We start from the raw sequence: 24284 nt of genomic DNA on the forward strand, positions 1-24284 counted from the left end.
TATATTTTCTTGTGTATATTTGGATTTTGCGATAGGTAACGGAACCCGTTAGCATCTGCTTCTTCTTTTTAGCAATTACGTGAAATCATATATAGGTTCAGATTGTTTTAGTCGCTCAACCTTCTCTTCTTCCCCATCCTCAGCATTGATAAAAATCCGATACGTTTCATCATCAATCACACCATAATATTCATAACACAACACTTCTTCACCTAAGTCATTTTCAATAACGGCAAGGTGATCTTCCATAACATCAACACGCCGGTTTAATCGCTCTCTTGCTTCATCTTTCGTTAATTTCGGATCAGGGATAGTACGGTCTTTATGATGGATCAAATAACTCTTCGCTTCATACCCTAAAATGTCTCCGTCATCAAGAGCTACTTCAATTGATATTAAATCGGTATAAACTCGTACATTCTTTTCAACATGAACAAAATCTAACATAGCAGTTGAATCATATTGTCTGCTATCAATTACTTGCAAGTTATCTTTTCCCATTTCCTTCAGGTATTCTTCTGCTTTTTCAACAGCTTCGTTTAAACTAATATTTTGCTCTTCAATTTGACGGTCTTGCAAGAACCAAATCGGTTCTCCGCCGTTAATACTCATATCCATATAATAATTGGTCTCATGATCTGGATCATCGACTACAATCGTATAGGCAGGGTAAACTAGGCCAGCACCAGTTTCAGCAACATGCACTGGCGTTTGTTTATCTACTTGTATATACTTACGAGCTATTTTTTCAGCTTCTTCCTTCGAAACAGGTTCTCCGTCAAGCGCTTCTTTCAATTCGCCATTTAAATCATCAATTGCCGCTAAACCGGCTCCCCATTCTGTTTCACTGTAACTCTGAATCGATTTATTCATGACTTCTAAATTGTTGACTACCATATTATCTAGAGGTTCTTGCGTTGCTCTCATCTCTTCCTCAATATTAAGCCATTGATCACCGTTATCTAGCATCATCGCTTGTGATTTTCGCACTTCTTCACGAATATCTTTTGAATAACCGTACAACTTTTGTAATGTCTCATATTCCTTATCTGTTAAAGGGTCCTTTTCTAAGTCACGAATAGATGTTTTGTAACTGAATCTACCTAACTTAAATAAAAACTCTTCAGTCTTTCCTAAATCAACGGAGCTTAATGGCAATTGCCCTATACTTTCTTGCGCTAAACTTGTTATACGCCAAACATCTGCCAATGCCGGGGTTAGTTGACGCCTTGTATTCATCGCAAGCGTCGAACCTAACTGATCTTCAATCTGGTCAAGATGAAACGCTAGTTCATGAAACGCACGTTGGTAATTGTTCTCTGCAGTAATCTTAAGAACTTGCTTCCCTTCACGTTCTTGAAACCCCCAAATACCAGTTGCTACTACGGCTACAGCTAACAATCCTATTACAATATTTCGTACCACACTATTCACCTCCAAAAATTAATGACAGAAAATATGTTTTCCAATTCGTTTAATTTGCGGTCTAGACCAAATCCAACCCGAAGTTGCGGTATCTGGATTGAAGTAATAAAGTGCATTCCCTGTAGGATCTTGACCATTTATAGCATCAAGCACCGCACGACGAGCTGTTTCATTCGGTTCCATATAAATTTGTCCATCAGCAACTGCTGTAAACGCACGAGGCTCAAATATCACGCCTGATGCCGTGTTAGGGAATGTCGGACTATTAATTCGATTGATAACGACTGCCGCAACAGCAACCTGACCAACATACGGCTCACCACGCGCCTCACCGTACACAGCTTGAGCCATTATTCGAATATCATTATCTGAATAACCGGCTGGAACATTTGTTGCTTTTTGAATATTTGCTTCATTATCCTGTTCTTCCGGCTCTTCCGGATAAGGTACAGGCTCATCTGGTGTCGGTTCTGGTTGTGCTTCTCCCGCTCCTGGTTGTGGTTGACCCGGTTGTGCTTCTCCCGCCCCTGGTTGCGGTTGCTCTGGTTGTGCTTCTCCCGCTCCTGGTTGTGGTTGACCCGGTTGTGCTTCTCCTGTTCCTGGTTGTGGCTGCTCTGGTTGTGCTTTATCTCGGCTGCCCTTTTCCCCTTTTTGAATTTCTTTTGGCGTACCACCGTAATGAGTAAATTTCCGTCCTTCATTTAATGCTTTTTGCACATATTCTTCGTTATAATTGGTTGAACGGTTTAACATATCTTTCATTTGCTGACCTACAAGACCATCGACATCTAAGCCAAATTCATCTTGATAATTGCGTACAGCCCAGTAAGTTCCCCAACCGTATACTCCATCAATTGTCCCGTTATAAAAGCCAATATACTGGAGACGAGCTTGTAATTCTACAACATCATCACCCGTTGCACCTTTTTGAATTACTTGATCGGTAAATGCGTGAGTTGGTGATGTATTCATCAACAACCCGATACAAACTAATGTCATGATAAGTGGAACTTTTAACTTAAACAGATTACGTTTCATGTTGCGAGTGACCTCCTTGTGTTCATGTTATCTGTTTCATGACACATCATTTTTTGGTCATGATTGATATGGATAGTGTTTGTTACCGACCTATTTTTATACAATTTCCAACCAAAAACTTACCATAATTTTTCCTTATCATCCCTGCAAAGCCTTGATAAAACAGAAACTCAACCAAAAAAGGTTGTTGAGAAATAATACTCTCAACAACCTCAACAACTATAGTAACATTGGTAATTATTACCCTAACACATTAAAGTAACGTCCTTCAGGATGTGCAAACATCATAGCCGTAACAGACGCTTCTGGTTCCATCATATATCCTTCTGTCAGTTGAATCCCTATCTTTTCAGGCTTCAACAACTTAAATAGTTTTTCTTGGTCTTCTAAATTCGGGCATGCTGGGTATCCAAACGACACACGAACTCCTTGATACTTAGCAGAAAATCTTTCATCCATTGTCATATCAGCTGAATCCGGGAACCCCATGCGATCACGCATTTGCTGGTGGACACGTTCAGCAAATCCTTCTGCTATCTCTAGTGCTGCAGCTTGGATTAAATGACTGTAAAGATAATCACCATCCCGCTTTGCTTGTTCTGCAAGTTCACGTACACCATGACCAGCCGTAACAGCAAGAAATCCAACATAATCCATTTCTCCACTCGTTATCGGACGTAAGTAGTCGGCTAAGCATAGGAACGGCTTATGATTCTGCCTTGGAAAAGAAAAACGTTCAAGCTCTGTTTTTTGATCACTTGGATCATATATTACGATATCGTTACCATCAGCTTGAGCAGGGAAAAATTGATACATCCCGTGCGCTTGAATTATTTGATTTTGTTTAGCTTTCACTAAAAACTCGTCTACTTTTTCCTTTAATTCAACGGTTCTCGTATCTTTCTCCTCAAGGAGTCTGCTTACTTTTCCTTGTAAGCCAAGGTGCCGTCCGAGCAACATTTGCATATTGATATATGGCTCCAAGTGCGAAAGTTTATAATCACGTAAAATATGTCCATCTAAGTCCGTCGGCGTAAAAATTGGACCATCACGCTTAACTTCTGATTGAACATTTTCATCTACTGTTCGTTCATTAATTGGTTTACGCTCAACTGGACGTACAGCCTCTTTTTTCGCACGCGCCTCAGCAAGCTCTTTAGCAAGACGTTCACGTTCATCTGGTTTTGCTAGTCGATTAGCAATATCCAACCCATTCATAGCATCTTTCGCATATAAGACCAAACCGTCGTACTCAGCCGCAATTTTTGTATCCGTAAATTTCCTCGTAAGCGCAGCTCCGCCTACAAGAATGGGTATTGATATTTCTTGCTGACGTAAATCTTGTGCTGTTAACACCATTTGCTGAGCAGATTTCACAAGAAGACCAGACAATCCAATTGCATCGGGATTTTCTTTCTTAATTGCTTCAATTAATGTGTTGGAAGTAACTTTAATACCAAGATTGACAATTTTAAACCCATTATTGCCTAAAATGATCTCAACTAAGTTCTTACCAATATCATGAACATCACCTTTAACCGTTGCAAGTAGAATCTTCCCTTTTCCATTATCATTTTCTTTTTGCTCCATATGTGGTTCAAGATGGGCAACAGATGCTTTCATTACTTCTGCACTTTGCAGAACTTCAGCAACAATTAATTCATTATTATTAAACAGTTTACCTACTTCGTCCATCCCAACCATAAGAGGTCCATTGATAATATCAAGAGGGTCAGAATAAGTTGCTAACGCTTTGTCTAAGTCTTTCACTAAACCTTCTTTTGTACCTTCAACTATATAGGAAGCTAAGCGCTCTTCAAGAGTTAAATTAGAATGATCAACCTTTTTCTCAGCCTTTTTCCCACGATAGAACGCAGTAAACTCAGCTAGGGTTTTATCGGTTGTTTCAAATAACAGTTTGTTAGCCATTTCTTTTTCTTCGTCAGAGATCGAGGCATATCTTTCTAATTTTTCCGTATTCACAATCGCATAATCAAGCCCCGCTTGCGTACAGTGATATAAGTATACGGCATTTAACACTTCACGACCTACCGGTGGCAAACCGAATGAAACATTACTAACCCCTAAAATTGTTAAACATTTCGGAAGAGCTTCTTTAATAAGCCTAATTCCCTCAACAGTCGCATTTGCCGACCCGATATACTGTTCATCACCCGTTCCAACTGGAAAGACAAGGGGATCAAAAATAATATCTTCAGACTTGAGTCCATATTTATTAACGAGTAAATCATGAGAACGCTTCGCAACTTCTACTTTTTTCTCGGCAGTTACAGCCATTCCCTCTTCATCAATCGTTCCAACAACAACAGCCGCACCGTATTTTTTCACAATTGGAATAACCGCTTCAAACCGCTCTTCCCCATCTTCTAAATTAATCGAATTAATAATCGCTTTTCCTTGTGAATAGGTCAAAGCTTTTTCAATAACCACTTCATCGGTTGAATCGATCATCAATGGAACTTTCACTTTATTAACGACAAACTGAAGAAAGTTTTCCATATCTTCCATTTCTTCACGGTCAGGGTCTGCTAGACATGCATCAATAACATGTGCTCCCTTTTTCACTTGAGCTCTAGCAATCTCTGATGCTTCTTCGAACTTTCCTTCAGCAATTAATCGCTTGAATTTCCTAGAACCAATGACATTTGTCCGTTCTCCTACAAATAACGGACGCATACTGTCATCATAAATAAGCGGTTCAATACCAGACACAGCATGAGGGTGCGACTCATTAAACGTTCTCGGTTGAAACTCTTTTGTTGCCTCTACCATTGCGCGGGTATGATCAGGCGTTGTCCCACAACACCCTCCAACTACATTTAACCAACCTTTTTCTGCAAAGCCACGTAGTTTAGTCGCCAGTGATTCCGGAGACTCATGATAATGCCCCTCTTCATCAGGCAAACCTGCATTCGGATAACAACTTACATACGTCGTTGCTAGTTCTGATAATGAGCGAATATGGTCACGCATAAATTCTGGTCCTGTCGCACAATTTAATCCGACTACTGCTGGGTTCATATGCTCTAGCGATAAATAGAACGCCTCAATGTTTTGACCAGCTAACGTTGTACCCATCGGTTCAATTGTACCTGAGATAAAAATAGGCAACTTTACATTAAGCTCATTAAATGCACGCTCAATCCCAATATAACCTGCCTTAACGTTACGCATGTCTTGACTCGTTTCAAGTAACATCACGTCAGCACCACCACGGATGATTCCACGCGCTTGCTCATGATAAGATTCAACTAGTTTCTCAAACGTTGTTCCACCAGTTACAGACAATGATTTCGTTGTTGGCCCCATTGCTCCAGCAACAAACCTCGGCCACTCCGGGGTAGAGAATTCATCTGCTACCTTTTTAGCAATTGCCGTAGCAATACGGCTCAATTCTTCCGCCTTATATCCTAGGTCATAATCGTCTAAGACGATATCAGTTGAACCAAATGTATTCGTCTCAATAATGTCAGCGCCTGCTTCTAGATAAGCTCGGTGAATCTTTTCAATTACATAAGGTGCTGTTTCATTTAAATACTCGTTACAGCCCTCATATTCTTCCCCACCAAAATCTTCAGCTGTTAAATTAGCTTGCTGTAACATTGTTCCCATCGCACCGTCTAAAATGAGTATTTTCTTTTCAAGTTGTTGTTCAAACAAAGACTTAACCATATGTCCTTCCTTTCTACTTTCCACTTACTTTATCAATCGTTATCTTCCCTGCATGATAAATTTCTGAGCTTCAATATATTGAGTTAACTCCACTGTCATTTCATAACGCAAGAATGGTGTAATTAAATAAATTCCATTGAAATAAGTAAGTGCTGTATCAATTAATGATTTTGCTATTTTGATTCCTTCTGCTGTTGATGCGTCTCTATCTTCTCCACAAGCTACCATCGCAGCACGAATATCATCTGTTAATTTAATCCCTGGTACTTCGTTATGAAGAAATTCGGCATTTCGAGTACCTGTTAATGGCATAATCCCAATATAAATAGGCTCTTTTACATGCTTCGTTTCATCAGCTAGCGCTTCGATTTGCTCCACACTATAAATTGGTTGTGTCATGAAGTAATCCGCACCGCTCTCAACCTTTTTCTCCATTCGCTTAACCGCTTTGTCGAGGTGCCTGACATTCGGGTTAAGTGCTGCTCCGATAGAAAAGTTTGCTTTTTGTCCAAGTTCTTTCCCTGAAAACGAAATGCCTTCATTCAATTGTTTAATAAATGAAATGAGTTGAAACGAACTTACATCATAGACAGATGTTGCTCCAGGAAAATCGCCAATTTTTGTTGGGTCCCCTGTAATGGCTAACACATCATCAATTCCTAACGCATTAAGACCCATTAAGTGTGATTGTAAACCAATCAAATTTCGATCACGACACGTAACATGAACAAGCGGTCTGACTCCAAGCTGCTCTTTCACCATCGCTCCGAGTGCTAGATTATCGACTCTTGGAGAAGCAAGTGAATTATCAGCCATTGTCACAGCATCTACACCAGCTTCCTTCAATGCCTTTGCGCCCTCCATAAATCGTTTTGTATTTAATTTTTTCGGGGGATCTAACTCAACAATAACAGATTTACGTTCTTTCACAATTTCTGGTAACGGCGTTTGTTTCCGCGGAATGTGAATCGCTTCTCTCACCGCTACAAGTGGACGGACCGTTTTACTAGTGACCGGTTTCGTAACAGATTTTACTTTTGCAAACGCCTCAATATGTTCCGGTGTTGTCCCGCAGCACCCACCTAATAAGCGTACACCTTGTTTAATAAATTGTTCCCCCATCGCTTGAAAGTAATCAGCATTCGATTGATAGAACACTCGCCCATCTCTGTAATCAGGCAAACTTGCATTCGGGTAGGCTGATAGAAAGGCCTCCTTCGGTAAAGGCATCGTTTCAAATGAGCGAAGCATATGAAATGGACCTGTCCGGCAATTCAACCCGACAACATTCGCTCCTACTGCTATAAGCTGATCAAACGCATTAGAAACAGCTATACCACCGTTCATGACACCAACTTCACCTATTGAAAGATTGACAATTATCGGTAAATTAGTTAGCTTTCTAGCTAGACTCGTTGCCATTTTTGCTTCCTCTAAATCATAAAATGTTTCAAGTAAAAGTCCATCGACACCCTCATACAATAGTTCATTCATTTGCTCAGAAAAAGCAACTTCAATTTCGCGCAAACTCCATTCTTCAAGTTGAAACCTTCTTATTCCACCAACAGTTCCGACTACAAATGCTGACTTTTTTGCTGCTTGTCTAGCTAAGTTTACAGCCGTCTGATTGATTGTCTGAACTTGTTTATTAAGACCGTATTTCTCAAGTTTTAATTGATTGGCTGCATATGTATTGGTTTGTACTACATCCGCGCCAGCTTCTACATATTTTCTATGAGCATTCACAATTTTTTCAGGGTCAGTTATATTCACCTCTTCAAAGCACTGATCAACGCCTTGCTCATAAAGCAAAGTTCCCATAGCACCGTCCCCAATTAAAACCCGCGTGGCTAATTGTTCTAGTAATTTCATTCGTCGCCCTCCTCTTTTACATACCGGAATGCCTGGTCAAGATCTGCAATTAAATCTTCAGCCCGTTCTATCCCAACAGAAAACCGCAAAAGACGATTACAAACTCCATTTGCTATTCGAATATCTTCAGGAATATCCATATGCGTTTGCGTAGCAGGATAAGTCATCAAGCTTTCGACCCCCCCTAAACTTTCTGCAAAAGAGACAAGTTTCAACTGCTGCAAAAATGGATTCACCCATTGCTCATGTAAGATACGAAATGAGACCATGCCTCCCTTACCTGGGTAAAGGACATCGGTCACGCTTTCTTGCTCATTTAAGTATGTAACAATCGCTTTTGCATTTTCTTCATGTTTATCCATACGAATCGCAAGTGTTTTCATGCCTCGAGTTAAAAGATATGAATCAAACGCAGATAAAATCGCTCCAATTCCATTATGATAATACCCAATTCTTTCACATAACTCTTCTCCCTTAGCGACAATTAACCCAGCAATCACATCATTATGCCCTCCTAAATATTTCGAGGCACTATGAATAACGATATCTGCCCCATCAACAAGTGGTTGTTGTAACAAAGGAGTGTAGAATGTATTGTCAACGATTAATAACAATCCATATTTTTGGGCTATTTGAACCAAGTCTGGAATTGATGCTTCTTGCATCAGTGGATTCGTCGGTGTTTCAATAAATAAAGCTTTTGTTTTATCGGTGATACAACGTTCAAACTGCTCAAGTTTCCTCGGATCAGCAAAGGAAAATGTTAAGCCCCAGCGATTCCATCCTTGTTCGAATAGACGGTATGTCCCTCCGTATAAATCTTGAGAAGCTAAAATTTCATCACCTTGTTCAAAGAGAGATAGCACCGTTTGGATGGCAGCCATACCCGAACTACATGCAAATCCTCTATCCCCCTCTTCTAGTTTAGCTATCGCATTTTCAACCACTTCCCTCGTCGGATTTCCAGTTCGAGCATAGTCGTAACCAGTCGACTCCCCAATCCCAGTGTGTCTATATGCTGTTGAAAAATAAACAGGTGTATTGATCGTCCCAGTCGGGTCCGAAGAACGGTTTCCTATTTGCACTAAAATCGTTTCTAGTTTTTCTCGGTTCATCTTTCATACCTCCAATAATTCAATCATTTCATGATCCTCTCTCACCTATTTGTCGCTGATTGAGGTATAAATAATATCTTTTCTTTCATCTTCTACAAAAAGAACCACCCTCATTATATAAGAAGAAGGTGGTTTTTATAAATCATTCACTTCTTCTTATCTCTCAAGCCAAAAGACTTGATGGAATTAGCACCTGACCTATAAAGGCTGGTTGCTGAGACATCATAGGGCCAGTCCCTCCGTCTCTCTTGATAAGAAATTCAAATATTGTTTTTTGCGTTTAATCAAAATTACAACAATTCATACAATTTTGCAAGTGAAAATTTCTAAAAAAGCTTTTTCATACAAGATTTAGTTATCATCCCTTTATAAACACTACCAATTATTCTAGTGTTGCATCAATATTTAAATTCTCCTCATTCCCACAAACACAACGCTTAAAACCAGTCTCATACTCTCCATTCTCGTTTCGTCTCCCACGTAAAATGTATTTCTCGCCACAAACAGGACAACGAATAACAATACGATAACGTCCTTCTGCCATAATCATCACCCTTTACTATAAATATGCACTTATCCCCATTACTATTTATCACTCACTCTTTCATTATTCGTCTAAATGGTGAGCTCGTTTTACCTTATTTAAAGCTACCCACCATAGTACTAACATAAACGGAATCAACCCAATTAAAAAATACATATCAAATACAATAAAAATAGAATCGTATACGCCATGTAATATGATAGGAAAACAAAGGGACAACGTCAAATGTTTCACTCGTTGTTGTCCTTCTATTTTCGCCCTTCCTAAATAGTATCCCATTATAACACCAAATAGAGCATGGCTTGAAACCGGAAGCAGTGCTCGACCAAATGCTGTCTCAAGTCCATTAGCTATTAAATAAAATACATTTTCTAATGTGGCAAATCCTAACGAGAGCGACACACCAAATACAATTCCGTCATAGCGTCTCGCAAAAGTTGCATGTTGATACGCAAAAACCCAAAGAAGAAACCACTTGAAAAACTCTTCCACGAACCCATATAAAATAAATGCCCTAGAGAACGGATTACTAAAATATCCTTCAGTTGTAAACGCATATTGCAAGACCATTACTGGGAAAACGAGTAGCACACCTATCAAAAATGTTCTAAATACTAGTGCTATTGTACTCGTGGTATAATGGTTACGTAGATAGAAATAAGATAATAATGCCATTCCTGGAGCGATTGCTGCTGTTACAATTGCAAACAACTTGCTCTTCCTTTCCCATTGCTTTACTCTTTAAAATTAATTTCTAAGCTGGTATGATATTATTCTATAAAACTTAAATTTGAGGTGTGCTTTTTGAAAAAAATTCTCGTTTTACATACAGGTGGCACAATTGCGATGCAAGAAAATGAGCAAGGAGCCGTGCAACCAAACTTGATAAATCCATTATATTCCACTATCGAATCGCTATCAAGCATCGCCTCTGTTATCGTTGACGATTATTTGAATATTCCATCACCACATATGACCCCTAGTTTAATGATTGATCTTGCAGAACGCTTAAAAGAAAGAGTAAAAGAAGATCATTTAGACGGTATTGTTGTCACACATGGAACGGATACACTTGAGGAAACAGCTTATTTACTTGACCTTTTACTTGATTGGAATATTCCCGTTATCATTACTGGAGCTATGCGTTCAAGTAACGAACTTGGCGCTGACGGCCCTCATAATTTAATAGCTTCTGTAAGAGTTGCAGCAAATGAAGATGCACAAGGTAAAGGTGTACTCGTCGTATTGAATGATGAGATCCACACAGCAAAAAACGTAACAAAAACACATTCAAGTAACATTGCTACTTTTCAAAGTCCACAATATGGACCGATTGGAATTGTCACAAAACGTGGTGTCTTCTTTCATCACACCCTTTCGAAGCGAGAATGTTACCCGGTTAAGAAGATAACAAAAAAGGTGGCATTATTAAAAACTTATACTGGTATGGATCATTCGATCGTTGACGCTATTGCATCAACACACATAGATGGGCTTGTTATCGAAGCCTTCGGTCAAGGAAACGTCCCCCCAACTATTGTGCCTGCATTGAACCGTTTGATTAATCGAGACATTCCTGTCGTCTTAGTCTCTCGCTGCTTCAATGGAGTCGTTCAAGATATTTATGCATATGAGGGCGGAGGTCGTACGTTAAAGGATATGGGTGTCATTTTTACAAATGGATTAAATGGTCAAAAAGCAAGATTAAAACTAATGGTCGTATTAGAACAAACAACAAATCGAACGACAATCCAAGAATTATTCTACAAATAAGAAAAACTGCAAAGCTGTCTTTTCTTAGAAGCACTGAGCTGAACCGTTGCCTCTTTTTAAGATGAACGACAAGTGGGTAACAGTAGTCGTTCGACACGCAGCGTGCGAAGCCATTTCACGCCCTTGAATAGGATTTCACGCTTCATTAAATTCTGTTATATTTCATTTTTCTTATCTTTTAAAAAGGGGATCAAAAGGTAGTTTTTTACCCTTTTGATCCCCCTTACAGATATTGACTATATGTCATAAACAGTTTTAAACCTTTTTATTCGCTTTAATTGCTTTTGCAATGTGCTCACCGTGGAATCGTCCATTTTCGATAAAGATTTCATTTGCATTATTTCCGGCTGCAATAACACCCGCAATATAAAGTCCTTCTACATTTGTTTCCATCGTTTCAGGATGAAAAGTTGGACGACCTGTATGCTCATCTACCAATACGCCCATTTTTCGTAGAAACGTATGATTTGGATGATACCCTGTCATCGCAAAAACAAATTGTGCTTTAGCTTGGTACACATCTTCTCCTTTTTTATAAATCACTACATTTTCTCTTATTTCGAGTACTTCTGCGGTAAATTCCATCTTTATTTTTTCGTGACGAACAAGTGCTTCAAACTCAGGTAGAATCCAAGGTTTTACACTGCTAGAATACTCACTACCTCGATATAGATTCGTGACATGTGCTCCCGCTTTTTCTAATTCAAGGGCCGCATCAACTGCTGAATTTTTGCCACCAATTACGACAACGTCCATATCAAAATAGGGGTGAGCCTCTTTAAAATAATGGAGGACGTGGCTTTGCTTTTCTCCTGGCACTTCCAGCATATTCGGTGAATCATAATAACCCGTTGCTATAATAACATTTGTTGCTTCATATTCCGCTAATGTGGTAGCTATGTAAAAATCACCATTTTCTTGCTTTTTAACGACTTTGACTTGTTCATATGCTTGAACTCGGATTTCTTTCCTCTTCACTACCTCACGATAATAGACAAGAGCCTGATTCCGTTTCGGCTTTCGTTCCTCAACAACAAATGGAACTCCACCTATCTCAAGCTTTTCACTCGTACTAAAAAACGTTTGGTGTGTCGGATAACGATGAATAGCACTGACAACATTATCCTTCTCAATAACAAGTGGCTGTAGTCCCTGTTCCATACAAGCGATGGCTGCCGCAAGCCCACAAGGACCTCCACCGACAATAATAACCTCTTCTTTAATCATACATCCACCTCTTTACACAAAAGAGGGCGACTCAAAAATAGATATCCTCACAGGTCATCAGTAATGAACAATACCTTAACTTCACTGATGAATTTCTTTTCCTGGGAAGAGTCTTCATTTAAGTCTCCCTCTTGCCATATTTAAATAAATTTACACCCAGCCACGGAATCTAGATGCTTCAGCCATCTTACGCACACCAATCATATACGCAGCTAAACGCATGTCGACCTTACGTGTTTTTGCTAAGTTATAAATATTATCAAAAGAACCAACCATAACTGATTCCAATTTCCCTTCTACTTCTTCTTCTGTCCAGTAATAACCTTGGTTATTTTGAACCCACTCAAAATAAGACACGGTGACTCCCCCAGCACTAGCTAGTACATCTGGAACAAGAAGAATTTCACGATCGGTTAAAATCTTTGTTGCTTCCATAGTTGTTGGACCATTTGCCGCTTCTACAACTATAGAAGCTTTAATACTATAAGCATTTTTTTCTGTAATTTGATTTTCAATTGCTGCGGGCACTAAAATATCACAGTCTAATTCAAGAAGTTCCTCATTAGAAATCGTCTCTCTAAATAGTTTTGTAACCGTTCCAAAACTATCACGCCGATCAAGTAAATAATCAATATCCAACCCTTCTGGATCATGTAGACCACCATATGCATCGGAAATCCCAATTACTATTGCACCAGCATCATGCATAAACTTCGCCAAAAAGCTCCCTGCATTCCCAAAACCTTGAATGACCACTCGCGCTCCTTCAATGTCAATGCCTTTCTTTTTTGCTGCTTCACGAATGCAGATGGTGACCCCTTTAGCTGTTGCCGATTCACGACCATGCGAACCACCTAATACAAGAGGCTTTCCCGTAATAAATCCAGGCGAATCAAATTCACGAATGCGACTATACTCATCAAGCATCCAAGCCATAATTTGAGAATTCGTAAATACATCAGGTGCAGGAATATCTTTTGTTGGACCAACGATTTGGCTAATCGCCCTAACATACCCTCGACTAACACGTTCAAGCTCACGGAACGACATTTCACGCGGATCACAAATGATCCCCCCTTTTCCACCACCATAAGGTAGATCAACAATTCCAGCTTTCAGACTCATCCAAATCGAGAGGGCTTTGACCTCTTTCTCAGTTACATTAGGATGAAATCTCACCCCACCTTTTGTTGGTCCAACCGAATCATTGTGTTGAGCGCGAAAACCCGTAAAAATCCTTGTAGACCCATTATCCATACGAATCGGAATTCTGACAGTTAACATACGAATCGGTTCCTTCATTAATTCATACATTTCTTCTGGGTAACCAAGCTTGTCCAGCGCTATCTTAATGACACTTTGTGTCGAGGCAAGCACATCTAATTGTTCTGCTTGCTGTTTCTTTTCTGCCATTCCCTTTTCACCTCAATAATGGTATTAAAGCTTTAATCACTTCTTACTATAATGAAACGACTTCAATTTTTCCAGCATTAATGTAAAGTTTTTAACAAAGAATTCATTAAAACGGTATGAACAGCAAAACATGGATAAGGAACGTTCTAGTGACCATGTTTAGGTGTTGATAAAAAAAAGAACTGACAACAAATCATCAGTCCTATTTTTTTATGAACGTACTGTATAGTTCAAGGATTGCGTCATATTTCATTAAACGCTTCCCATATTCTTCTACTAAGTAAGAAGAAACAGTAGAGGGACTTCCGAATTCTGACAAAAGAGCAACAAAAGAATCTTCATCAACTACATCAACATCAAATTCTTCAAATTTAATATAATACTGATTCTTATAAGAATATAGTGTTCCACCTTGAATACCAAAAGGATATAATCTTGATGAGGCTGCAATGACATCTTCTATATCAGCGAACTCATAGAAAATATCTTCCGTTTCATCAAGCGTTACTTGCATTTCGATATATCCTTCTTCAAAGCCTTCTTCATCAAACTCCTCATCGCCTATACTCTTGGATACAATAATCACCATACCTTGAGCAGGCATTGCATATACTTCTACAGCAATTGGACCATCGACTTTAAATCCTAATTCATCATCAGCTTCAAGGATCATGTCACGGAACAAATCATGTACTTTTGGTAAGTCCTGCCAAAGATCTTCTTTCGTCAATCCTCTTTCACGCATATCATCAAAAGTTAAGAATGCTTTAAATTTATTAGTATTCAATCGTTCAAGACGCATATAAAACCCTCCTTATTAGAACGTCCTATTAAGTTGCTCAGTCCGTCAAAAATCGTCTTACTACACAATATGAGAGGACAGAAAAGAAGGTTCGATACACAAGACTAGAAATTACGAATTTAATTTAAATTTATCCAATTCTCCCAGTCGTGTTTTGTTTTTCCAACTAGATATTTTCCATATGTAGATCTTTGATCCTCTCCAAGATGATCAAATGCACACCCTCCAGCACCAATAACAAGATGCACGAAGGTGTCCTGTAACTGGTTTAGAAGATTTAAGGTTGACTCTAGGTTTTTATCCATCGTACAAGAAGTAAAAAACAACTGAGCATCGACTTCTCTAATTACCAGTTGAATATCAGTTGCAGGAATTCCTGAGCCAAGATAGACAACTTCAAATCCTTCTCGCCTTAAAAAAAGCGTAAAAATTAAAAGACCTAACTCATGCGTTTCGTTTGGACCACATACAGCAACTACTTTAGGCTTAAATCCGTTAATTGGGATTCCATGAAAAATCATTCCTATTTTTGTGCGAAGAAAAGAAGTTACAAAATGCTCATGAGCGACAGTGATTTGTTTTCCTTCCCACAAATGACCAATTTTCACAAGCAATGCACCGAGTATATCGATGGTAACTTTATCAATACTGAAAATACTAAATGCTTGATTAAGAAGCTGATTGGCCTTATTCTCTTGAAAAGAAAGTAACGCTTCTAAAATTTCGTTAGATAATTGCACAGAATAATCTTCATGATACGTTGGTTCATTCCGCTGAAGTACAACATGGTCTTTTTCAAACAAATCAACTGCTTGTCCAATTGTAAACCCTTTATTAACCTTATCAATTAACCATTTTAAAATAGCAACATGTTCATCAGAATAAAGTCTATGCCCTGCAGCATTTCGAACTGGCTCAATAATATGATAACGACGTTCCCAAGCTCGTAGTGTACCTGCTTGGATTTTAAGCATCGTTGAGATCGCCTTTATGTTATATTTCCCCTCTTTTGAAGTCATATTCTTTCCTCCTAAAGACAAAGCAATCAAGTCCTTACTTAATAGAGATTGTTCAAAGGACAGTTTTCCCCTTGTTGAATAACCTTAAAGCAGTGTCCGGAGCCATTGCATCCACTTATGAATACACCTTATTTAACATCTTTATTCCCCGTTCATTATTACTAGTTTTAAGTATAGCGAATCGACAGTTCAGTTGTAAACTTTTGATAACTACTACTCTCGTTCTAGATGAATTAAATGTGTTTCAGCTGGAGCGCCTAGTCTCATTGGAATTCCTGTTGTTCCATATCCGTTACTAATCAACTGCACATATTGTGGTGTATGAATGTACTGACCTTTTTTCGCGATGCCTAATCCTAAAAACCTAATTTGGCCGCCATGAGTGTGTCCACTTAATACTAATGAGAAAGGATGATTACTTTGTAACTGCTCTGATATTTCTGGAAAGTGGCATACTAAAATAGCAAACACCCTTGGTGGCAGATCAAAGGCTATTCTGTCGCTTTCAATATCATCCACTCCAACTATCGCTACTTGTTCTTGTCCTGCTCGAATAAATGTTGTTGAGTTCGAAAGTTCCAAGACTCCATACTTTTCAAATATTCTCTGTAAGTTTTCGACTCCGACTTCTTCGTCATTATTTCCCCAAACAAATATACATGGTGCTATCTCGGTTAAATGTTTAATATTCTCTTCAATACGAGCAAGTGAAACACCTTTTTCGCATAAGTCACCACCAATGATCATTAAGTCAACTTTTTTCCTTAGTTTTTTTAGTAATACAATTGGAATTAGTCGTCTGTGCACATCACTAATAAAAAAAAGACGATAACCATCAAATGATTTAGGCAACGTCTTAAATCTAAGTTTCGCAACATTAATTCGATTCCGTCTTGCTTCAATTATCATGTATAACATAAGTAAAAATAGCACACCAATTATATAGAACATCATGCGCCCCTCTTATTCTTTTTCATTTTAACTGAATGAAGATAACTTATCGATAGCTCTCAAATTTCACATCCATAATACCATACCAAGAAGCCAACACTAAAGCGAACAAAGCTACTCGCCAGTTTGTTATCAATAAATGAAACCACGAAAGGCTTGCCATTATAACAAATAACAAACGTGGTGTTCGTAAAGAAACCTTGTAATCAGGATTCCATATCCTTATTATATCTCTTACAAACAGTGAGTAAGCAAGAAACCCGACTACAAACAAAAAAACAGCTAGTAATAGTTTAAAAGGTGAGAAAATAACTTCACCAATAAACGAAGATAAGGACCATATAGGAGAGTTTGGAAACATAGTAAGTGAACCTAAAATACCACCATAAGCGGCCAAAAGTAGCCATACTCTTTTATAAACCCACAATGCAAGCACTTCCCCACCTCCCCTCTCATAAATATATGCAACGTATGTAGATTGAGAAGGGTTGTATACCCATATTAATAAAAGAAGCTCACCAGACTGACATAGTCTGATAAGTCTGATAAATTTCATATATATCGTGAACAGAAACCCTTTTCCTCGTTCATTTTCGTTTACCATTAAGATCGCTGTTCTTCTTTCTGAATCGGATATTCATTTCGATTGAAGAAATCAAGAACTGCTTTCCCTAAACACTTTGCTGCAATTAACATTGCTCCTTCATCAAAATCAAATTTCGGATGATGGTGAGGATAGACAATTCCTTTTTCCACATTCCCAGCGCCTGTAAAAAAGAAGGTTCCAGGAACATGTTGCAAATAATAACTAAAATCCTCTCCGCCCATCACCGGCTCCATTTCATGTACTAAGCTTTCTTCTTGAATACTTTTGGCAACTTGTGCAAAATGCTCTGTCTCAATAGGATCATTTACAACTGCAGGATATCCCTTTTTATATTTAAAAGAATACTCTGCTCCCATTGCCTCACAAATCCCCTTCGTAATTTGTTCAATTCGCTCAGCAATGAAGTCTTGGACAGCTGAATCAAATGTTCGGACCGTTCCAACAATTGTCGCTGAATCAGCAATGACATTAAAAGCTCCACCAGCATGGAATGACCCGATGCTAACAACAGCAGATTTTAACGGATCAATGTTTCTACTTACAATATGTTGCAACTGGCTAACAACGCTAGCGGCAACAGCAATTGAATCTACCGTTTCGTGTGGACTAGCTCCGTGACCACCACGACCTCGAATCACCAATTCAAAGCGATCAGCAGCCGCCATAATCGGGCCTTGCCGATATCCAATTTGTCCAAGCGGCATCGTTGACCAAAGATGTGTTCCGTAAATGGCATCAACCCCCTTTAAACAACCATTTCTAATCATCTCAATGGCTCCGCCCGGTGCAAGCTCCTCTGCAAATTGATGAATTAAGACGACCGTCCCTGCTAATTGATCACGACGCTCCATTAACACTTTTGCTAAAACTAGCAACGTTGCTGTATGTCCATCATGTCCGCATGCATGCATGACACCAGCTGTTTTTGAGGCAAAAGGTAAGCCCGTTTCCTCCTGAATAGGTAATGCATCAAAATCGGCTCTTAATGCAACTGTTTTGCCAGGCTTCCCTCCTTTTATGTAACCAACAACTCCTCGTCCACCAACACCGCGCACCACATCAACCCCTAAACGTTCAAGGTAATCAGCAATCATTGTAGGGGTTTGCTCCTCTTGAAAAGATAGTTCTGGTCTAGCGTGCAGCATTCGTCTTAATTCAACCATTTCAGGGTATAACTCTTCTAATCTATGCAAAAACGATTCTAACACAAAATACCCCTCCCTTTTTCTTACTATTGTACTCTTCGTGTGCCGAAAAGAAAACCACCATACAGAATGTTCGGAAAATATTTTTATAATAGCTATCAGCGTAGCCCTTGCATTGTTTTAAGAGCTGCTATGAATAGATTTCTCAATCCTCAGGCGTGCAACGTGCGGAGTTATTGCTACTTCATCGAAGTACTGAAAAAGTTAAAAAGCAACCTTTTTCAGTGGCTTCCAAACCGGTCTATTTTAGTTTTTAAAAAAGAGGCTGTCTCAAAAGGGTTTGACCCTTTTGAGACAGCCTCTTCCTACTTCAACTTTACTGAGAATGCTCGGAAACTTTAAGCATATAGATAGCCATACAAACAGCTATTGCTATTGCTGTAAACCCAATACTTAGAATTGCGACTAATTGAACTGCTGTCATACTCCATCCACTCCCTTTTACAAAGTAACTTACAGGATCATATCATGAAATAAGTCACATTTACACTATATAAATAGTAGCATAATTATTATCAGCCATTAAAATACATTGTGACAAAATCACGAATTTTCATTTGCTCATTTCCACAAAAAAATGTTAGAAAAACGAACAAATAAATTGAAAATTTAGTAAATTGGAGCTATACTAAAGATAATAGCAAAAAGGAAACGCTTTCAATGGTGTGTACAATTAAACCCAACTAGGAGTGATGTGCTTGATTTTAGCTAAATTAACTGACAAATCGCTCGTGACAAACCAAGACCTTGATTTAAACCACCGTTTAGGTCTTCCTGTTGAAGTTTTCTGCTTTAAACAAGGCAAAACAATTGCTTTTGGACGAATTAAAGCATTTGATGAAGAGAAAATTCATATACATGGCGACGACTTTTGTCGATCAACTTATCTTTTTTTCGGGCAACCATCGTTACCACAAACAAGCTAGCATGTATTATTTAGAACAAACGAATAGTAAACGTCCTTTTTTCAACCATACAATAAAGGTCACTCAATAAAAATGAGTGACCTTTATTGTATGATTTATTTATGATAAAGGTTAATATCATGTTCTTTTTTCACAAATGAATAAAGAGCTTCCCGCGATTCCCAGTCCGTGTCATTTGGCCAAAGTTCTGAGCTTCTATCTATAAATTCTTCTCGTAACTCATCAAATTCTTTTTCGGCCTTTTTAACTTTTTTTACAAAAAAGTGTAATTGAAAAAAGCCGATTGATAATAGCAACATAAGTGCTAGGATAAGGGGATGGCCTATGATAGCAGCTAAAATATTTGTATTAAATGAAAGTTGTTGACTCGTTAACACTCTTGATCCAAATAACAGAAAGATGGCAACGCATAACATTACAAACAATGCCCAGCGCAGTTTAGCCTTTTCCATTTTCTCAAGTTTATTTTTTCTTGTAACTAGTTCTTCAAGCATAACCTTAACGATTTCTGGACCATAATGAGCCTCTACATTCCACTCTTTGAATAGCTTCATTCATTCACCTCCCCCCCTTCACTATATGTAAGGTGAACATCATTTAGAAGGGAAATCAATGAATTAAACTTACTTCAATTGTCGTTCATACTAATAAAAAGCATTTACGGTAACCAATAAGGGGATGTGAGGGCGGCGATGATCAATAGAAAAAATAAGAACAAAAGCAAACGAATGATCGGAAACGAGAAATTGAATTTCTTTTTCTTCTTCTCAGATCTTCTATGAACTCGACTTCTTGGTGGTAAAGATGGCTTTTTTTCTAAATCAAGTTCATATAAATCGCTTTGATCGGAAAACTGATCTGTATTATCATATTCCTTCCAATTTTCAGTCATCATTATCACTCTCCCAAATTAATTAATCGTTATTGCTCTTTCAATACTTTAGTCGGATCAGTATCCCTAACGATACATCAATTAAAAAATGAGCAAATATTGTCACCCATATATTCCCTGTCAAATAAAACAATGCCCCTAATAAGAAACTAACGAGCGTAACGTTTATAAAAAGGACAGGCTTCTGTAAATAACGAAAATGTATGACAGCAAAAAGTAAACTAGCAATCACGAGTCCAACGGCTGATTGTATGACAGCTCTAAATAATAGTTCCTCTGCCACAGCTACAACGAAACAGAGAAGCGTTATGTTGGGAATGGATATGTTTTTAAATACCCGCTCATTGATTCCCCCATCATCGATCCAAGATTTAGGTAAGTACCGCTCTAATATGACGTCGACTAAAACAATGATAAACGCGACACTTCCACCTACTACCATAATAAGGGGAATATCAAGCTTGAACAAGCCTTGAAATTCGCTCCAATGATCGAAAACAATGAAACCTGAGATAAGAGCCAACCCAATCATTATCCCTTGTGTTAAGTAGACGTTCATAATAAGTTCTCTGTCTGAGAGTTCTGCTACAATATCACTTTGTTTTTTCATTTTCTCGCTATATCAGACTGTCCAAAAAGGTCTACTAATGTCTCTTTCCACGTTCTTAAAGATACTGACTCTTGGGCACTTTTTGTTTTTTGGAACTGCTTTAACGTTGCACCGCAATTATCACAACAATCCATTGGCTGATAGTTCAACTCCTCTGAAAAATATAATAATAACCTTTTTCTTCGGCACGTATTCGTTCGAATCCACCGTAAAAAAAGCTCAAGATTTTTTTGCTTCTGTTGATATCGTTCTTGCTCATCCTCTCGAACTCTACAAAAAACAGCATCTACTGAAAAAGATTTCACCCGTTCTTTTTGCAAAACTCCTTTTGCTTCCAACTGGTAACGAATCGTACGCCATGTGATCTCATCACAACCAATTTGATCCAATAATACACGTTCATCTCCTGCTTTAAGAAAGTTGAACATCTTTACTGTATGTAATAACTGTTTCAACTGTTCATCAGATAGTCGCTCTCTCTCAAGCAACATATTAACTAAGCCACGATCCTCCATGCAGTAAAGTAAAATAGCCACACTCGGCTGTCCGTCTCTAGCTGCTCGTCCAACCTCCTGAACGTAAGATTCAAGTTCTATAGGGTAGTGAAAATGTAGAACATAGCGAATATCTTTTTTATTAATACCCATTCCAAAAGCACTCGTACAACAAATTACATCAATCTGACCATTCATAAATTGTTGTTGAATCAACAGCCTATCTTCTGTTGCTAAACCGCCATGATAATATGCAACACGCAAAACACCCTTTCGCTTAAGGAGAGAGGCTACATTCTCAGCCCACATTCTACTTGAAAAATATATCATACCTGGTCCGTTAAGCGTTTCGACTAATTGTTGGACACGTTCAATTTTAGCTTGAACCGTTTCACAATGTTCAACTCTATATGAGATCTCCGGCCGATCCACAGAATAGATCAAATAGATAGGTCGCCCCATTAACAGCATGGCACGAATATCTTCTTGTACTCCTCTCGTTGCTGTTGCTGTTATGGCAAGGCAAGGTGGATTTCCAAACAACTCCTTAATCTGACCTAACCTAAGATAATCAGGCCTGAAATCAGGACCCCACTGTGAAATACAATGAGCTTCATCGACGACAAATAAAGATATAACGAGCTTAGCAAGTTGTTTTTGGATAAAAGCAACTTGCAACATTTCAGGTGATAGGTAGATGATTTTATATGTGTGTAGCTTGCGCAAAGCGGTTTCTCGATCGTCTTTGCTCATAAAACTATTAATGGCAATAACGCCTTTTACCCCGTCACTACGCAGCTGTTGTACCTGATCTTCCATCAGAGAAAGAAGAGGAGAAATAACAAGTGTTGTGCCACTAGAAAGAAGAGCTGGAAGCTGATAGCATATCGATTTCCCCGTTCCAGTTGGGAGCATCGCAATTACATCTTCACCTGATAATAATGCCTGTATAACTTCTTTTTGACCAATTCGAAAACTCCCATAACCGAAATGTAGCTGTAACTGTTGCTCAAGATCCATGTTGCACCTTCTTTCGTGCTAATACTAATCGAATCACAAAAAAACTCACTTCCGAGCCTATTTGTTCTTTTAATTCACGTAATTTCCTCGTTTGAAGCATGTCGGATACTTGCAAAATTCGTTCTTCTAATTCTTTACACACAAAAGGTCTGATTGAAAACTGAGGGTGTTGAATCGCAATTTCGACAATATGATCTTCAATTGTGCTTTGTTTCAGCTGGCGTCTTCTAGATATTGACTCGATAGAGTGGCCTTTTTCAAACAGATGAAACGTTTTCCTTGCTGACTCCGTTAACACAATCGATTTCTTTAAACCCAGATCAAAAATAGACAGATTTTGATATGTTTCTTGCCTGTCATTTAGTTCATTTAGTAATCGATGTACAGTTGATAAATGATAAAGATTGACTGTTGTTTCATCCATTCCTAGCTGTTCTGCAAGCTGTAGTTTTGTCAATCCAACTCGCTTTTCCCCACTTAGTTGCTGAACGAAAATCGTTGCTTGTATGTCCGAGCATCTTGAAAGGAAAGCATATAATTCGTCGTATATGTGATTTCTTTTTTCTTTCCGTTCGTCAGCTGACTTTGGCAAGTGTTTTTTCACCCATCGTTGTACACTTGATTGATGAGTGATCGGATAAAATTGACGATTTCCTGAAACAATATGTGTAATGACTTGAACATACAAACTAATACGTAACCAGAACTCTTCAGTATATGAATGGTATTGCCACCCTCTTAGGTCAGCTATATATTGATTTTTCGTTTGAAATTGTGTTAACTTTTGTTTTCCGGAATTTGTCAATATCACTTTATCTTGTTCAACTAAACTCGCTTGTCCATTCGAAATGAGCTTGTTGATATCCTTTTCTAGTTCATCGCGCTTTAATGTTGGAAACAAACCGAAATAAGAAAGAACTCCAAAAAAGGCTCCATCTTGAATTGTTTGTGCTGACTTTTTCCCTTTTAATAAATGGAAAATTCCATAAATAGTCCTTTCATCCTTAAAACAATCTAGTATGGTTGCAACAATTGCTTGTCTTGTTGTTTCCACTTCCATCACCATCTCACGTATTATCATATTGTTATTGTAACAAATTCCAGTATTTTAAGTGCGTAAATTATACGAACAAGGTAATTACTAATATGAACTCATTAAAAATTATTCATTCTTGAAATGATTTGGTTGAAAAGTTTTGCATTCCGTTTTACAATAGGTCAGTAGAAAATCATACTTTTCTGGCAAATATCTATTCGGATTAGACACGGATAGCAAATAAATTGGAGGGTTTAAACAATGGCAAAATACACAATTGTCGATAAAGACACATGTATTGCATGCGGAGCTTGTGGCGCTGCTGCTCCAGATATTTATGATTATGATGATGAAGGAATTGCGTTTGTCATCCTTGATGACAACAAAGGAACAGCTAAAATTCCTGAAGAGCTAGAAGAAGATATGATCGATGCTCAAGAAGGCTGTCCAACAGATTCCATAAAAGTAGCAGATGAGTCATTTGACGGAGATGCATTGAAGTTTGAATAGTTAGTCTGAAGGTACCTCTTGTTAAAGAGGTACCTTCAGGCTGTTGAGAAAGTGTTCTCAACAGCCTGTTTTTTTTGTTTTTAAATCCGATTATTCAAATGGATATAGTATA

General features: G+C 38.4%; 22 protein-coding genes and 1 riboswitch. Of the genes, 3 read left to right on the forward strand and 19 right to left on the reverse strand.

What is annotated here, in order from left to right:
* Window positions 1-75: 75 nt before the first annotated feature.
* The 7 genes from ypeB to prsW all read right to left on the reverse strand — a co-directional run bounded on the left by ypeB (window position 76) and on the right by prsW (window position 10398).
* Window positions 76-1425: a germination protein YpeB gene (ypeB, locus tag SAZ04_RS07465; protein WP_332693403.1), complete on the reverse strand. Its 1350-nt coding sequence runs from the start codon at window positions 1423-1425 to the stop codon at window positions 76-78.
* An 18-nt stretch (window positions 1426-1443) separates the two neighbouring features.
* Window positions 1444-2463 (reverse strand): spore cortex-lytic enzyme, encoded by a 1020-nt coding sequence (gene sleB / locus SAZ04_RS07470; protein WP_332693406.1) that lies wholly within the window; start codon window positions 2461-2463, stop codon window positions 1444-1446.
* Window positions 2464-2703: 240 nt separating this feature from the next.
* Window positions 2704-6156 carry a methionine synthase gene (gene metH, locus SAZ04_RS07475; protein WP_332693409.1) on the reverse strand — a complete coding sequence of 1151 codons (3453 nt, stop codon included), beginning with the start codon at window positions 6154-6156 and terminating at the stop codon, window positions 2704-2706.
* A 39-nt stretch (window positions 6157-6195) separates the two neighbouring features.
* Window positions 6196-8028, reverse strand: coding sequence for a bifunctional homocysteine S-methyltransferase/methylenetetrahydrofolate reductase (locus tag SAZ04_RS07480; RefSeq protein WP_332693412.1), 1833 nt, complete (start codon window positions 8026-8028; stop codon window positions 6196-6198).
* Entirely contained in the window at window positions 8025-9143 is a 1119-nt protein-coding gene (locus SAZ04_RS07485; protein ID WP_332693415.1) for a methionine biosynthesis PLP-dependent protein, read from the reverse strand. Before SAZ04_RS07485 ends, SAZ04_RS07480 begins: the two co-directional genes overlap by 4 nt.
* 153 nt (window positions 9144-9296) lie before the next feature.
* A riboswitch (SAM riboswitch) is annotated at window positions 9297-9401 on the reverse strand.
* A gap of 124 nt (window positions 9402-9525) precedes the next feature.
* A complete protein-coding gene (locus SAZ04_RS07490) occupies window positions 9526-9687 on the reverse strand; it encodes a hypothetical protein (RefSeq protein ID WP_332693418.1) in 162 nt (53 codons plus the stop codon).
* A 63-nt stretch (window positions 9688-9750) separates the two neighbouring features.
* Complete coding sequence (prsW, locus tag SAZ04_RS07495; RefSeq protein WP_332693421.1) at window positions 9751-10398, reverse strand: glutamic-type intramembrane protease PrsW; 648 nt, start codon at window positions 10396-10398, stop codon at window positions 9751-9753.
* Between the two features lie 93 nt (window positions 10399-10491).
* Between prsW and SAZ04_RS07500 the strand changes: the two genes are divergently transcribed.
* Window positions 10492-11460, forward strand: coding sequence for an asparaginase (locus SAZ04_RS07500; RefSeq protein ID WP_332693424.1), 969 nt, complete (start codon window positions 10492-10494; stop codon window positions 11458-11460).
* Window positions 11461-11715: 255 nt separating this feature from the next.
* Here SAZ04_RS07500 and SAZ04_RS07505 read toward each other — a convergent pair whose 3' ends face one another.
* The 7 genes from SAZ04_RS07505 to SAZ04_RS07535 form a co-directional block, all read right to left on the reverse strand.
* Window positions 11716-12687, reverse strand: coding sequence for a YpdA family putative bacillithiol disulfide reductase (locus SAZ04_RS07505; RefSeq protein ID WP_332693427.1), 972 nt, complete (start codon window positions 12685-12687; stop codon window positions 11716-11718).
* Between the two features lie 150 nt (window positions 12688-12837).
* A complete protein-coding gene (locus SAZ04_RS07510) occupies window positions 12838-14100 on the reverse strand; it encodes a Glu/Leu/Phe/Val family dehydrogenase (RefSeq protein ID WP_332693430.1) in 1263 nt (420 codons plus the stop codon).
* Between the two features lie 202 nt (window positions 14101-14302).
* Window positions 14303-14902 (reverse strand): genetic competence negative regulator, encoded by a 600-nt coding sequence (locus tag SAZ04_RS07515; RefSeq protein WP_332693433.1) that lies wholly within the window; start codon window positions 14900-14902, stop codon window positions 14303-14305.
* A gap of 119 nt (window positions 14903-15021) precedes the next feature.
* Entirely contained in the window at window positions 15022-15921 is a 900-nt protein-coding gene (locus tag SAZ04_RS07520) for a MerR family transcriptional regulator (protein ID WP_332693436.1), read from the reverse strand.
* Between the two features lie 213 nt (window positions 15922-16134).
* A complete protein-coding gene (locus tag SAZ04_RS07525; RefSeq protein ID WP_332693439.1) occupies window positions 16135-16875 on the reverse strand; it encodes a metallophosphoesterase in 741 nt (246 codons plus the stop codon).
* Between the two features lie 43 nt (window positions 16876-16918).
* The gene (locus SAZ04_RS07530) at window positions 16919-17308 is read right to left on the reverse strand and encodes a hypothetical protein (protein ID WP_332693442.1); all 390 of its coding nucleotides are present in this window, start codon (window positions 17306-17308) and stop codon (window positions 16919-16921) included.
* A gap of 167 nt (window positions 17309-17475) precedes the next feature.
* Window positions 17476-18687 (reverse strand): M20 family metallopeptidase, encoded by a 1212-nt coding sequence (locus SAZ04_RS07535; protein WP_431308971.1) that lies wholly within the window; start codon window positions 18685-18687, stop codon window positions 17476-17478.
* A 695-nt stretch (window positions 18688-19382) separates the two neighbouring features.
* On the opposite strand from SAZ04_RS07535, the gene SAZ04_RS07540 reads away from it, so the two are divergent.
* Entirely contained in the window at window positions 19383-19610 is a 228-nt protein-coding gene (locus SAZ04_RS07540; protein WP_332693445.1) for a hypothetical protein, read from the forward strand.
* A gap of 95 nt (window positions 19611-19705) precedes the next feature.
* Here SAZ04_RS07540 and SAZ04_RS07545 read toward each other — a convergent pair whose 3' ends face one another.
* The 5 genes from SAZ04_RS07545 to SAZ04_RS07565 form a co-directional block, all read right to left on the reverse strand.
* Window positions 19706-20164 carry a DUF2663 family protein gene (locus SAZ04_RS07545; protein WP_332693448.1) on the reverse strand — a complete coding sequence of 153 codons (459 nt, stop codon included), beginning with the start codon at window positions 20162-20164 and terminating at the stop codon, window positions 19706-19708.
* Between the two features lie 104 nt (window positions 20165-20268).
* Entirely contained in the window at window positions 20269-20505 is a 237-nt protein-coding gene (locus SAZ04_RS07550) for a hypothetical protein (RefSeq protein ID WP_332693451.1), read from the reverse strand.
* Window positions 20506-20542: 37 nt separating this feature from the next.
* Window positions 20543-21112, reverse strand: coding sequence for a CPBP family intramembrane glutamic endopeptidase (locus SAZ04_RS07555; RefSeq protein ID WP_332693454.1), 570 nt, complete (start codon window positions 21110-21112; stop codon window positions 20543-20545).
* Window positions 21109-22626, reverse strand: coding sequence for a RecQ family ATP-dependent DNA helicase (locus SAZ04_RS07560; RefSeq protein ID WP_332693457.1), 1518 nt, complete (start codon window positions 22624-22626; stop codon window positions 21109-21111). The genes SAZ04_RS07555 and SAZ04_RS07560 overlap by 4 nt, the downstream gene beginning before the upstream one ends.
* A complete protein-coding gene (locus tag SAZ04_RS07565) occupies window positions 22616-23680 on the reverse strand; it encodes a YpbB family protein (protein ID WP_332693460.1) in 1065 nt (354 codons plus the stop codon). The genes SAZ04_RS07560 and SAZ04_RS07565 overlap by 11 nt, the downstream gene beginning before the upstream one ends.
* A gap of 243 nt (window positions 23681-23923) precedes the next feature.
* On the opposite strand from SAZ04_RS07565, the gene SAZ04_RS07570 reads away from it, so the two are divergent.
* Window positions 23924-24172: a ferredoxin gene (locus SAZ04_RS07570; protein ID WP_332693463.1), complete on the forward strand. Its 249-nt coding sequence runs from the start codon at window positions 23924-23926 to the stop codon at window positions 24170-24172.
* The last annotated feature ends 112 nt before the right edge of the window (window positions 24173-24284 follow it).

The sequence above is a fragment of the Halalkalibacter lacteus genome (assembly GCF_036663595.1).
Classification (GTDB): Bacteria; Bacillota; Bacilli; order Bacillales; family Bacillaceae_D; genus Halalkalibacter; species Halalkalibacter lacteus.